This window comes from Bradyrhizobium sp. UFLA03-84, from assembly GCF_002289535.1.
Classification (GTDB): domain Bacteria; phylum Pseudomonadota; class Alphaproteobacteria; order Rhizobiales; family Xanthobacteraceae; genus Bradyrhizobium; species Bradyrhizobium viridifuturi.
The window spans coordinates 13,878-26,333 of sequence record NZ_NSJY01000016.1 but is presented as its reverse complement, the minus strand read 5'-3'; the positions used below and the strand labels follow the sequence as shown (position 1 = coordinate 26,333).

The window sequence follows — 12,456 nt, the reverse complement described above, 5'->3', positions numbered from 1 at the left end:
CCGGTTCTCCGATTTGAGTTCATATGGTGTCAGGCTTGCACGGCGGCTTGCCGATCAGGTCGCACGATACAGGATATTTCCAGCGCCGTCGCTTCGAGCGGCGTGGCCTCACTTCGGGGACGGCTTTGCGGGTCCCGGTCTCGTTTCACGAGACTTTTGATGGACAGGCGAAGAGGCGCGGGCTAAGTCGGCGGAGCATTCTCTCTCTCATTTTCCAGAAACCTCCCGTGACTGGCAGGCAGAACAATTTCCTCGCGCAAGCACTGCAGCAAGGCGCAATGGCGCTTCGAACCCAGCAGTTTGCGCAGGCCGAGCAGATCGCGGCCGGCATCCTGAAGTCAAACCGCGCGGACCGGAATGCAACGCTTCTCCTTGCGCATGCCCTGATGGGGCAGCGGCGGGGAGACGAGGCGATCGCGCCACTCGAACGGGTTGTGCGCCGCAGCGACGATGGCGAGGCCGAGACCCTGCTCGGTGCGTTGCTGTGCGGCGCGGGGCGCGTCCCGGACGGCATCGCGCAGCTTCGGCGCGCGGCGGCACGCCGCCCGGCATATCTGCCATCGTTTCAGGAACTCGCCGGGCAGCTCGCCAAGGCCGGTCAACACGACGAGGCGATCAGCACGATTGAGGCCGGCCTTGCGCTGCGGCCCGACAGCGTCGATCTGAAGCTCGACCTCGCGCGCCTGTTGCATGATGCCAATGAGATCGCGCGGGCTGCGAGCCTCCTGACCGCCGCGCGCGATGCCGCGCCGGGACGCCCCGATGTTCTCAACCAGCTCGGGCGGGTCCTGATCCTTCATGGTGATTATGCCGAAGCTGCGGATGCCTTCCGTCGCGTGCTCGCGCAGTACCCCGACGATCGCTCGACCCGCGCCTACCTCGCCACATCGCTTTTCGAGCTGGGTGAGTGCGAGGCTGCCGAGGCGACGCTCCGCTCCGTCATTCGCGGCCAGCCCCAACTGTTGGGACGCGCGGCATTCGTGATGGCCGCAGGCTCGCGCGGCCGCTTCTTCTTCTCGCAGAGCGACGCTGCGAAATTCCTCGGCGGTGAATCGGCTTGAGCGCGTCAAACCCGATCCCGTGGCGCTTCAAACCCTGAAGTTTCGCCGATAAAGATTGGGCTGCCGCCTGAGCTCGGTGCGAAATTCGCCGACGCGTTTGGCTTCCTCCGCTGTGAAGGACGAGGCCTGTGCAGTCCAGTCGTCGCGCTTGACCGGAATGCATTGTGCAATCGGCGTCCCCTTGGGGAGGATGCCTCTGAAATCCCTGTTGTGCCAGTACGCCGGAAAGTGCACCCAGTTGTCGCGATAGAGGTCGGAATTGACCAAGCCGCTAAGCGTCGTGAATGGCAGGTCGAAGCGGTTGACGGGATGCGTGAAGTAAACGGAATAGCCTTCGGGAGCTTCGACAGTCCACAAATTGTGGAATTTGAGAAAGAAGCGGCCCTGTTCGAACAGCGGCGTGCCGCTGACCTGACCCGGATCGTGGAAGCCGATCGGCGAACGGGGAAATTCGGGCGTGCCTCCCGGCGGCAGGTCGTGGTCCCAGGTGATTTCGCCGTCCTCGATCTTGAGGTCGCAAACCAGCGGCAGCAGGAATCCGCAGGTCATCGCGTCGACGAATGGCGGGCAGCGCTTGATGGTGTCTTCGTCGTGCAGGTTGATCGAAGAGAAGGCGGTCGCCGGCATTGCTTTGAGCCAGTCGGGAACGCCCTGCGCAGCTGGAATGGGCTGCGGGATCAGTCCCTCAAGTTCCGTCGGGCAACGGAATTTCAGCGTCAGCTTGTTGTTGGTGGACATTGAGCGCGCTCCGATGTCTTGATGGCCTACATCAATGCGCCGCAAAGGTGAAGCTTGCGATTGACGGTTTGCAGCCGGCACGCGCCGTCCGATTCACAATTGCCGCAGCGGGTCGGCTGCATCAGTTGCGCACGAAATAAAGCGGCGTTCTCAGCGTCAGCTGATAGGACGGCTTCGGCACCCACATGATCTGAGCCGTGACCCCGAACAGACGATTGTCGTTGTCGTCCATCCGATCGAGATCGAGCCGGACGACGGGCTCGGTGAAGGACGGAACCGGCGTAAAGTTCAGGAGCTGCGCGCCGCCGAAATGCTGCACTCCGACGCGGCCGGTGAATTTCCAGTTGCTGGGCCACTGATAATAGCCGCCGACATAACCGATGATATTGGGGTGAATCCGCGCGAGCGCGGTCGCCACTTCGACGCGGGTGTCCTGGATGCCGGCCAACACCCCGTACGTTTCGTCTTTGTCGAAGGCGTAGCCGAGCTCGAAAATGTTGTTGAATGTCGTCGTCCCGGTCGGCCCGTTCGGGATCGACTGGGTGATTGTGGATTGCCAGGTGATGGTCGGAATTGAACCGCCATTCTGGCTATAGACATCTGCCTGGAATCCGACGTTCCAACTGGTGATATCGAAGGATGACCAACCCTGTGTCTGGGCGTAGGTCGTCGTGCCGGAAACCCCGGCGTAGAGCGAGACCTTGTCGGTGACATCCACGGTCATCGGAAGATCGACGGCGACGGATTGCCGGGAGGGCAGCGATACGCTCGTCGGAAGCGTGGTGTTGTTCGCGAGCGCCAGCGATTGCAGCGCGGTGGAGAGAGCCGAGTTGCCGAAGCCGATCGGTAAAGCGCCGGCCGGCACCGTAGCGTAGCTGGTTCGCAAGTCGAGATAGATATTCGGCGTCGCGCCTATCGCTTTCGCGGCGCCGCTGTCATCGTCACCATCCTTGCCGAACGCTGGTCCGGTGAAGCATGCGCCGATCAGGCAGGCCAGGACGAGCTTCGGCAACACCAGGGCTCGTAGAACGAGATGGTCGAAACGCGAGGGGAGACTGGCAGGACCTTCGGGCTCTACGTCCATTTCGTCCTCGCGCTAGCTCACGAGATACTTCGCCACCGCCGGCTCGTTCCATTCGATGCCGAGCCCGGGACCGCGTGCGGTTACCGCGCCGTCGACGATCTCGGCGGGCGTTGCCAGGATCGCGCCGGCGAAGTCGAGGAATTCGAGCCAGTGCGCGGTCGGCGTCACCGCGAGCAGGTGCGCGCTGACTTCCGCGAACAGATGGCTCGACATCGGGATCGATGCCGCGTCGGCTTGCCCTGCGACCTGCATCCAGCCGGTGACGCCGCCGACCTTCATCACGTCGGGCATGATGAAGTCGGATGCGCCGGCTGCGATCGCCTCGGCGAAGCCGCGCGGAAACCACCAGTTCTCGCCGGCCTGGATCGGCGTCGGCGAGGTCTCTCGGACTTTTGCGTGGCCGGACAGGCTCTCCTGCGGCACCGGCTCCTCGATCCAGTGCAGGTCGTAGGGCGCGAGGCGCGCGATGCGACGGGTTGCTTCGGCCGGATCGAGCGACTGGTTGAAGTCGAGCATCAGCGCAATGTCGGGGCCGAGCAGGGCGCGCACACCTTTCACAACGCGTTCGTCATTGGCGGCATCACCGTCGCCACCCTTGATCTTGATGCCGCGAAAACCCTGGTCGAGCGAACGGCGCAGCGCGCGCTCGTCTGCGACAGGATCGACCGCGCCATAGCTGTCATAGGCCTTGATCGGCCTCGCCGAGCCACCGAGCAGTTCGACGAGTCGCCGGCCGGCAAGCTGGCCGAGCACATCCCAATAGGCCATGTCGAGACCTGAGACGGCCATGCCGACCAGGCCCTGCCAGCCGAGCAGCCGAAACTTGGCATCCATCGCCTTCATCAGGTCGAACGGCGCCACTGGCCTGCCGGCCAGTTCGCGACCGATCTCCTCGATCAGATAACAAAGCGGGTGAAGTGTGAGCTTGCTGTAGGCGAAGATGTAGGTACGGCCGGTAACGCCTTGATCGGTCTCGACATCGATCAGGACCAGCGGACCGGAATCGATCACGCCGAAGGCGGTCCTCACAGGACGCTTGAGGGGCACCACGACACCTCGCGCCTTAACTCCGCGGATCGCTGCAACTGTCTGGCTCATGGATGTCCCCTGCGCGTTTCCCCAGATGCTTCCTCTTCTTGTTATTGGACATTGTACCATCGGACGAGCCGCGGCGCCGCCCAATCGGCCGCAACCTGTTCGATCAGATAGCGGCCGGGATATTCGGCGAGGAAGGCGATGCGCTGCGTCTCGCCCGGTTCGACCGCCAACGTGTCGAGCCAGAACGGCTTCCAGCCGTCGTCAAGCTTGTCCAGCAGGCGGAAATGATGGCCGTGCAGGTGAAAGACGTTGGTGATCGTGCCGCGATTGGTCAAAGCCAGCACGACCGGACGGCCTGACTTGGCCTGAAAGGCGGGGGTGGCTGACGGCTTGAAATCCGCCGGCCGGAACCATTCGGTCGGCATGCCCAGTGCCAACTCGAATCTGGCGGCGCTTCTGAGATCGAGTTGGGCCGGCATGTCGTTGCCCGGGAGCGGTGGAGCAGGAGGGAACGGCGCGGCCCGGATCGGCGCGTCGTTCGAGACGACAAGCTTGCCGGCTGGGCGGGCCTGCTTGCCGTCGTGCAGCAGGATCGGGAAGCTCGTTCCGGCCGGACCAGCGATATCGACAAAGACATCGGTTCGACTTCCGGGTGCCAGCACCAGCGCACCGTTGCGGGCCGGGAACGGTTCGGCCGGCTGGCCGTCGATCGCCATCACCCTGACGTCGAGGTTCTCCAGCTTGACCGCCAGCACGCTGCGTGGGCTGCCATTGATGAAGCGGAGTCTGAGCCGGGCATTGGCCGGAGCCGAGACCTCGTATGAGGTCTTGCTGTTAACCGTATGAATTGGCGTCGAATCTTTCGAAACTGTTCCGGGCGGAATCGCGGTTCCGTCGGGTTGCAGGCGCCACTCCTCGATCAGCAGGGTCTCGTCACGATCCACCGCGACGGGCGAGGTGCCGGTCACGATCAACGGACGCGGGCGCGTCGGCATGGTCGTGCCATCGCCGAGCAGCGGCTCGCACAGGAAGGTACCAGCATGCCGGAGCGGGAGCTGGAAGCTATCCTTGGCCCCTGTGGCAAGCGGTGCCCGGGAGGCCAACGGCTCCGCGGCCGGGACACCGTCAAGCCCGCGGCAATCGAGCACGGCCGCGACCGGCAGCTCGTTGCCAAACGTCACGTCGAGTACCTCGCCGCGCCTGAAACGGAGGTCGCCGCTGCCCAGCGACCAGATGGGCGTGTCCGGCCCGTCAGGGCGAAGCACGATGCGATCGATTCTGGCCTGCAGCGCGACTGCCGTCCGGCCCTGCGCCGAGCTGGTGGCCGGCCAGGCCGGGCAAAGCGCCGCAGCGCCGAGCGCGGCCATCAGGTCGCGCCGGCTGAGCCAAGATTCGGGACTTGCTACGGGGCTTGCCATTCGACCGATGCGGACCATTTTCAAGCCTACCTGTCCAGTCGCGATCGGTCGCAGGACGGGCTCTCCAGCGGCCATTTTTTTGCTGCGAACCGGTGGGCGCATGTTATAAGCCCGGCCGCCCGCGGCATCGCGGCCGGACTGGATGCTTTTCGCGCGGGCGTGGCGGAACTGGTAGACGCGCTGGATTTAGGTTCCAGTGACGAAAGTCGTGGGGGTTCGAGTCCCTCCGCCCGCACCAAGCGCTTACAGCGTTTGCATGACGAATTCTTGGAGAACCTTGGCCCCGCAGGGGACGAGGGTTCGCCGAACCCACAGACGTCAAGGCCGCAAGGCTCAGCGTCGATTTGATTGAACACTGCCACGGCCGCTCGGGCCGCGGCAAAAGCGGAAGAAGATTGATACCATGCAGGTCACCGAGACCCTCAACGAGGGACTGAAGCACGAATTCAAGATCAGCGTTCCGGCATCCGATCTCGATGCCAAGGCGGGCGCCAAGCTGGTCGACCTCAAGGACAAGGTCCGTCTCAACGGCTTCCGTCCCGGCAAGGTGCCGGTCGCGCATCTGAAGAAGATCTACGGCCGCTCGGTCATGGCCGAGACCATCGACCAGACCATCAGCGACACCAACCGGCAGCTGTTCGAAGATCGCGGCTTCCGCCTCGCCGGTGAGCCGAAGATTACGATGCCGACCGAGAAGGACCAGGTCGAGGAATTGCTGTCGGGCAAGACCGACCTGACCTACACGGTCGCGATCGAGGTCGTGCCGCCGATCCAGCTCGCCGATTTCAAGTCGTTCTCGGTCGAGAAGCCGGTGGTCGAGGTCTCCGACGCCGACGTCGACGATGCCATCAAGCGGATCGCCGAAGGCAGCCGCCCGTACAGCGCCAAGACCGAAGGTGCGGCGGAGAAGGGCGACCGCGTCACCATCAGCTTCAAGGGCACCATCAACGGTGAGGCCTTCGAGGGCGGCACCGGCGAGGGCATCCAGGTCGTGATCGGCGCGGGCCAGTTCATCCCGGGCTTCGAGGAGCAGCTGATCGGCATCGGCACGGGCGAGACCCGCACGCTGAAGGTTGGTTTCCCGAAGAACTACCTCAACGACAAGCTTGCCGGCCAGCCGGCCGAGTTCGAGACCACCGCGACGCTGATCGAGGCGCCCGGTGAGGCCACGATCGACGACGAGTTCGCCAAGACGCTCGGCCTCGAGTCGCTCGACAAGCTGAAGGAAGCCGCGCGCGAGCGCCTGACCGCCGAATTCGCCGGCGCGACCCGCCAGAAGGTCAAGCGCGCGCTGCTCGACCGTCTCGACGAGAGCCACAAATTCGAGGCGCCGCCGTCGCTTGTCGCCGAAGAGTTCAACCTGATGTGGAACTCGATCAAGGCCGAGATGGACTCGACCGGCAAGACCTTCGCCGACGAGAACACCACCGAGGATGCGGCCAAGGAAGAGTACCAGAAGATCGCCGACCGCCGCGTCCGCCTCGGCCTCGTGCTGTCGGAGATCGGCGAGAAGAACAAGATCACCGTGACCGACGACGAGGTCTCGCGCGCCGTGATCGAGCGCGCGCGCCAGATGCCGGGCCGCGAGAAGGAAGTCTGGGATTACTACCGCAGCAACGCCCAGGCGCTGGCCCAGCTCCGCGCCCCGATCTACGAGGACAAGGTCGTCGACTTCGTGCTGGAGCTCGCCAATGTGACCGAGAAGAAGGTCACCAAGGATGAGCTGTTCAAGGATGAAGACGCCGAGAAAACTGCCGCCTAATTCCGGCACCTCGCGTTAATGATGAACCGCGAAAGCGCGCCTGGCGAGGATCCCTCGCTAGGCGTGCCGCCGCGAATCGGCTTGAACGTCTGCGACCTGCCCAGTTGGCTAGTGGCGGCCTTGTCGGCCGGAAATTGGCCCATATCTGGTTTAAGCCTTGAGCCGGCCAGCTTTGAGCCAGTAGTCTTGAGCGAAGCTAGTTCTGGGCAGAGTTCTGCATCACCCCTAACCCCTGGGTTCTTTCATGCGCGATCCCGTTGAAACCTACATGAATCTCGTGCCGATGGTCGTCGAGCAGACCAATCGCGGCGAACGCGCCTACGACATTTTCTCGCGCCTTTTGAAAGAGCGCATCATCTTCGTCACCGGTCCGGTGGAAGACGGCATGTCGACCTTGATCGTTGCGCAGCTGCTGTTCCTCGAGGCCGAGAATCCGAAGAAGGAAATCTCGATGTACATCAACTCGCCGGGTGGCGTGGTGACGTCGGGCCTTGCGATTTACGACACGATGCAGTTCATCCGCCCGCCGGTGTCGACGCTGTGCACGGGCCAGGCGGCCTCGATGGGCTCGCTGCTGCTGGCGGCTGGCGAGAAGGACATGCGCTTCACGCTGCCGAACTCCCGCATCATGGTGCACCAGCCCTCCGGCGGTTTCCAGGGCCAGGCCACCGACATCATGCTGCACGCGCAGGAGATCCTGAATCTCAAGAAGCGCCTCAACGAGATCTACGTGAAGCACACCGGCCAGACCTACAAGGCGATCGAGGACGCGCTCGAGCGCGACAAGTTCCTGACCGCCGAAGACGCCAAGGCGTTCGGCCTCGTCGACAAGGTCATCGACAAGCGTCCGGAAGATCCGTCGGCCGCCAAAGCCGCCTGATCTGGACAAGCTCCCGGGGCGCCGGTGTGATCTCCAAATTGGCGCCTCACATAATCGGCAAAAGCAGGACGGGCGGAGTACCCCGCAAGTGCCTGTGCGCGGGCGAAAGGTTCCGCTTTCGTGCTCATTGGCCGGCGTGGTAATCCCGCAACGTTCCGTGGATTTCGACGCGTATTCCGCGTGCGATCGTTGAAAATCACGGTATTGTCACGGTCTTGAGCCGGCCATCCGATTAGCGAATTCTTGATAGTCGGGTGCCAGCATGGTTGGCTGTAATGCATCGGCTATGATCGCGGAGATTCGAATAAACCGTGATTCGTACGGTCAGTATTGCGTAGGGTCTTTTTTGGTACGGAATTTGCTCTATCTACCCAAGACGCCGGTTATGTGCCGGATTGGGTCGATCTGGCAAACGAGATCGAACGGCGGACGGAGATAATGAATGAGTAAGGTCGGCACGAGCGACGCCAAGAACACGCTATACTGCTCGTTCTGCGGCAAGAGCCAGCATGAAGTTCGCAAGCTGATTGCCGGACCGACTGTCTTCATTTGCGACGAGTGTGTCGAACTCTGCATGGACATCATTCGCGAGGAGAACAAGTCCTCGCTGGTGAAGTCGCGCGACGGCATCCCGACGCCGAAGGAAATCTGCAAGGTCCTGGACGACTACGTGATCGGCCAGAGCCATGCCAAGAAGGTGCTGTCGGTCGCCGTCCACAACCACTACAAGCGGCTCAACCATCAGACCAAGCACAACGACGTCGAACTGGCGAAGTCGAACATCCTGCTGATCGGTCCGACCGGTTCGGGCAAGACGCTGCTCGCGCAGACGTTGGCCCGCATCCTCGACGTGCCGTTCACCATGGCTGATGCGACGACGCTGACCGAAGCCGGCTATGTCGGCGAGGACGTCGAGAACATCATCCTGAAGCTGCTGCAGGCGGCCGACTACAACGTCGAGCGCGCGCAGCGCGGCATCGTGTATATCGACGAAATCGACAAGATCAGCCGCAAGTCGGACAATCCCTCGATCACCCGCGACGTGTCGGGTGAGGGCGTCCAGCAGGCGCTGCTGAAGATCATGGAAGGCACGGTGGCCTCGGTCCCGCCGCAGGGCGGCCGCAAGCATCCGCAGCAGGAGTTCCTGCAGGTGGATACCACCAACATCCTGTTCATCTGCGGCGGTGCGTTCTCGGGCCTCGAGAAGATCATCTCCGCGCGCGGCCGTTCGACCTCGATCGGCTTCGCGGCGCAGGTGCTCGCGCCGGAGGATCGCCGTACCGGCGAGATCTTCCGTCACGTCGAGCCGGAAGATCTGCTGAAGTATGGCCTGATCCCGGAATTCGTCGGCCGTCTGCCCGTCGTGGCGACGCTGGAGGACCTCGACGAGACCTCGCTGAAGAAGATCCTGACCGATCCGAAGAACGCGCTGGTGAAGCAGTACCAGCGGCTGTTCGAGATGGAGAACATCGAGCTGACCTTCGCCGACGAGGCGCTTGGCGCGGTCGCCCGGAAGGCGATCGAGCGCAAGACCGGTGCGCGCGGCCTGCGGTCGATCCTGGAGAGCATCCTGCTCGAGACCATGTTCGACCTCCCGGGCCTGGAAGGCGTCGAGGAAGTCGTGATCTCGCGCGAGGTCGTCGAGGGCACGGCGCGTCCGCTCTACATCTACGCGGATCGTTCCGACCGCGCCGTCGAGAGCAGCGCGAGCGCCTAACCGCACGCGTCTCGAACCGCTAAAATTGCACGGCTGCCGGGCGATCCGGCGGCCGTTGCGGCGCAACAGCAGCGCCGTTGTGGCATCGCAGTAAATGCCTGTTTAGCCTGAATTTCCGGGCACTTCTCAGACTTGACACCCCCCCGCCTGATAGCCACCTAATGCTATCGGTGACGGATCTCATGTGTTGAGATTCGTCGCTTTTCGATGCGGAATAAGCGGCTGCCGACGGCAATCTCGTTCCGGATCACCAAGGCACCTTGTGGCGGTTGCGCAAGCAGGCGGACTGCGTCCAAGGGGGCAAAACAAAAGGATAAGGCCATGACGACCTCAAAACCCCGGCCAACGATCGTCCACGGCGAAAGCCATTCCTATCCGGTGCTGCCGCTTCGCGACATCGTCGTCTTCCCGCACATGATCGTGCCTCTCTTCGTCGGCCGCGAGAAATCGATCCGCGCGCTCGAAGAGGTGATGAAGAACGACGCGCTGATCATGCTCGCGACGCAGAAGAACGCGTCCGATGATGATCCGGCGCCCGATTCAATTTACGAGACCGGTACGCTCGCCAGCGTCCTGCAGCTGCTGAAGCTGCCCGACGGCACCGTGAAGGTGCTGGTCGAGGGCCTCGAGCGCGCGCGCGTCGAGAAGTATTCCGACCGCAGCGAATACTACGAAGCGACAGCGGTCGCACTCGCCGACACGGACGCCAACTCGGTCGAGGCCGAGGCGCTGGCGCGGTCGGTCGTGTCCGACTTCGAAAGCTATGTGAAGCTGAACAAGAAGATCTCCGCCGAAGTCGTCGGCGTGGTCCAGGCGATCACCGATTTCGCCAAGCTCGGCGACACCGTTGCCTCACATCTCGCGGTCAAGATTGCCGATCGACAAGCGATCCTGGAGACGTTGTCCGTCACCCAGCGCCTGGAGAAGGTGCTGGGCCTGATGGAGAGCGAGATCTCGGTGTTGCAGGTCGAGAAGCGCATCCGCTCGCGCGTCAAGCGCCAGATGGAGAAGACCCAGCGCGAGTATTACCTGAACGAGCAGATGAAGGCGATCCAGAAGGAGCTCGGCGACGACGAAGGTCGCGACGAACTGGCCGATCTGGAGGAGAAGATCTCCAAGACCAAGCTCTCCAAGGAAGCGCGCGAGAAGGCGCAGCACGAGCTGAAGAAGCTGCGCCAGATGTCGCCGATGTCTGCGGAAGCGACCGTCGTGCGCAACTACCTGGATTGGCTGCTGTCGATTCCGTGGGGCAAGAAGTCCAAGGTCAAGAAGGACCTCGAGGCCGCGCAGGCGGTGCTGGACTCCGACCACTACGGGCTCGAGAAGGTCAAGGACCGTATCGTCGAGTATCTCGCGGTGCAGTCGCGCGCCAACAAGCTGACCGGACCGATCCTGTGCCTCGTCGGGCCTCCCGGCGTCGGCAAGACTTCGCTCGGCAAGTCGATCGCGAAGGCGACCGGCCGCGAGTTCGTGCGCGTGTCGCTCGGCGGCGTGCGTGACGAGGCCGAGATCCGCGGTCACCGCCGCACCTATATCGGCTCGATGCCCGGCAAGATCATCCAGTCGATGCGGAAGGCGAAGACCTCGAATCCGCTGTTCCTGCTGGACGAGATCGACAAGATGGGCGCCGATTTCCGCGGCGATCCGTCGTCGGCGCTGCTTGAGGTCCTGGACCCCGAGCAGAACTCGACCTTCAACGACCACTACCTGGAAGTCGATTACGACCTGTCCAACGTGATGTTTATCACGACCGCGAATACGCTGAATATTCCCGGCCCGCTGATGGACCGCATGGAGATCATCCGGATCGCCGGTTACACGGAGAACGAGAAGGTCGAGATCGCGCGCAAGCATCTGATCCCGAGCGCGCTCTCCAAGCACGGTCTGGACTCCAAGGAATGGTCGATCGACGACGCGGCCCTGCTGCTGATGATTCGCCGCTACACCCGCGAAGCGGGCGTGCGTAACCTGGAGCGTGAGCTCTCCACACTCGCCCGCAAGGCGGTGAAGGAGCTGATGATCTCCAAGAAGAAATCGGTGAAGGTCACCGAGGCGAACATCGAAGAGTTCCTCGGTGTGCCGAAGTATCGCTTCGGCGAGATCGACGACGAGGATCAGGTCGGTATCGTCACGGGTCTGGCCTGGACCGATGTCGGCGGCGAGCTGCTCACCATCGAAGGCGTCATGATGCCCGGCAAAGGCAAGATGACGGTCACCGGCAATCTGCGCGACGTGATGAAGGAATCGATCTCGGCGGCGGCGTCCTACGTCCGCTCGCGCGCGATCACCTACGGCATCGAACCGCCGATGTTCGACCGCCGCGACATCCACGTTCACGTGCCGGAGGGCGCAACCCCGAAGGACGGTCCGTCCGCCGGTGTTGCGATGGCCACCGCGATCATCTCGGTCATGACCGGCATTCCGGTCCGCCACGATGTCGCGATGACCGGCGAGATCACGCTGCGCGGTCGGGTGCTGCCGATCGGCGGTCTGAAGGAGAAGCTGCTGGCTGCCGCGCGCGGCGGCATCAAGACGGTGCTGATCCCGGAGGACAACGCCAAGGATCTCACGGAGATTTCCGATGCGATCAAGGGCGGCATGGAGATCATCCCGGTCTCGCGGCTGGATGAGGTGATCGCCAAGGCGTTGGTTCGTGTGCCGGCGCCGATCGTCTGGGAAGAGGAGGCCAGCAAGGTCGACGTCAAGCCCGACGCTTCGGACGAAGCATCCGGCGGCCTGACGGCGCACTGAAGCGAGC

Annotated in this window: 9 protein-coding genes and 1 tRNA gene; 6 read left to right on the top strand and 4 right to left on the bottom strand. The window is 63.1% G+C overall.

The window, feature by feature from the left end; genetic code table 11:
• Positions 1 to 227: 227 nt before the first annotated feature.
• A complete protein-coding gene (locus CK489_RS30035) occupies positions 228 to 1,061 on the top strand; it encodes a tetratricopeptide repeat protein (RefSeq protein WP_502694153.1) in 834 nt (277 codons plus the stop codon).
• Between the two features lie 27 nt (positions 1,062 to 1,088).
• On the opposite strand, the gene CK489_RS30030 is transcribed toward CK489_RS30035, so the two are convergent.
• From CK489_RS30030 to CK489_RS30015, 4 genes are all read right to left on the bottom strand, one after another.
• A complete protein-coding gene (locus CK489_RS30030) occupies positions 1,089 to 1,799 on the bottom strand; it encodes a hypothetical protein (protein WP_050626340.1) in 711 nt (236 codons plus the stop codon).
• Between the two features lie 121 nt (positions 1,800 to 1,920).
• Positions 1,921 to 2,811 (bottom strand): hypothetical protein, encoded by an 891-nt coding sequence (locus CK489_RS30025; protein WP_347336270.1) that lies wholly within the window; start codon positions 2,809 to 2,811, stop codon positions 1,921 to 1,923.
• A gap of 84 nt (positions 2,812 to 2,895) precedes the next feature.
• The gene (locus CK489_RS30020) at positions 2,896 to 3,981 is read right to left on the bottom strand and encodes an enolase C-terminal domain-like protein (RefSeq protein ID WP_095734898.1); all 1,086 of its coding nucleotides are present in this window, start codon (positions 3,979 to 3,981) and stop codon (positions 2,896 to 2,898) included.
• 41 nt (positions 3,982 to 4,022) lie between these two features.
• Positions 4,023 to 5,357 carry a multicopper oxidase family protein gene (locus tag CK489_RS30015; RefSeq protein WP_095734897.1) on the bottom strand — a complete coding sequence of 445 codons (1,335 nt, stop codon included), beginning with the start codon at positions 5,355 to 5,357 and terminating at the stop codon, positions 4,023 to 4,025.
• 135 nt (positions 5,358 to 5,492) lie between these two features.
• Between CK489_RS30015 and CK489_RS30010 the strand changes: the two genes are divergently transcribed.
• From CK489_RS30010 to lon, 5 genes are all read left to right on the top strand, one after another.
• Positions 5,493 to 5,577: transfer RNA gene (locus CK489_RS30010), tRNA-Leu, on the top strand.
• 165 nt (positions 5,578 to 5,742) lie between these two features.
• Positions 5,743 to 7,101 carry a trigger factor gene (gene tig, locus CK489_RS30005; RefSeq protein ID WP_050626342.1) on the top strand — a complete coding sequence of 453 codons (1,359 nt, stop codon included), beginning with the start codon at positions 5,743 to 5,745 and terminating at the stop codon, positions 7,099 to 7,101.
• A 244-nt stretch (positions 7,102 to 7,345) separates the two neighbouring features.
• Positions 7,346 to 7,981 carry an ATP-dependent Clp protease proteolytic subunit gene (locus CK489_RS30000; RefSeq protein ID WP_021079148.1) on the top strand — a complete coding sequence of 212 codons (636 nt, stop codon included), beginning with the start codon at positions 7,346 to 7,348 and terminating at the stop codon, positions 7,979 to 7,981.
• Between the two features lie 442 nt (positions 7,982 to 8,423).
• On the top strand, positions 8,424 to 9,698 hold the full coding sequence (gene clpX, locus CK489_RS29995) for an ATP-dependent Clp protease ATP-binding subunit ClpX (protein ID WP_018271869.1): 1,275 nt from the start codon (positions 8,424 to 8,426) through the stop codon (positions 9,696 to 9,698).
• A gap of 321 nt (positions 9,699 to 10,019) precedes the next feature.
• A complete protein-coding gene (gene lon, locus CK489_RS29990) occupies positions 10,020 to 12,449 on the top strand; it encodes an endopeptidase La (protein ID WP_021079149.1) in 2,430 nt (809 codons plus the stop codon).
• The last annotated feature ends 7 nt before the right edge of the window (positions 12,450 to 12,456 follow it).

Excerpts from the sequence above, each read along its gene's own strand:
- tig (WP_050626342.1), top strand. The coding sequence starts at position 5,743 with ATGCAGGTCACCGAGACCCTCAACGAGGGACTGAAGCACGAATTCAAG.
- CK489_RS30000 (WP_021079148.1), top strand. The coding sequence starts at position 7,346 with ATGCGCGATCCCGTTGAAACCTACATGAATCTCGTGCCGATGGTCGTC.
- CK489_RS30030 (WP_050626340.1), bottom strand. The coding sequence starts at position 1,799 with ATGTCCACCAACAACAAGCTGACGCTGAAATTCCGTTGCCCGACGGAA.
- clpX (WP_018271869.1), top strand. The coding sequence starts at position 8,424 with ATGAGTAAGGTCGGCACGAGCGACGCCAAGAACACGCTATACTGCTCG.
- CK489_RS30015 (WP_095734897.1), bottom strand. The coding sequence starts at position 5,357 with ATGGTCCGCATCGGTCGAATGGCAAGCCCCGTAGCAAGTCCCGAATCT.
- lon (WP_021079149.1), top strand. The coding sequence starts at position 10,020 with ATGACGACCTCAAAACCCCGGCCAACGATCGTCCACGGCGAAAGCCAT.
- CK489_RS30020 (WP_095734898.1), bottom strand. The coding sequence starts at position 3,981 with ATGAGCCAGACAGTTGCAGCGATCCGCGGAGTTAAGGCGCGAGGTGTC.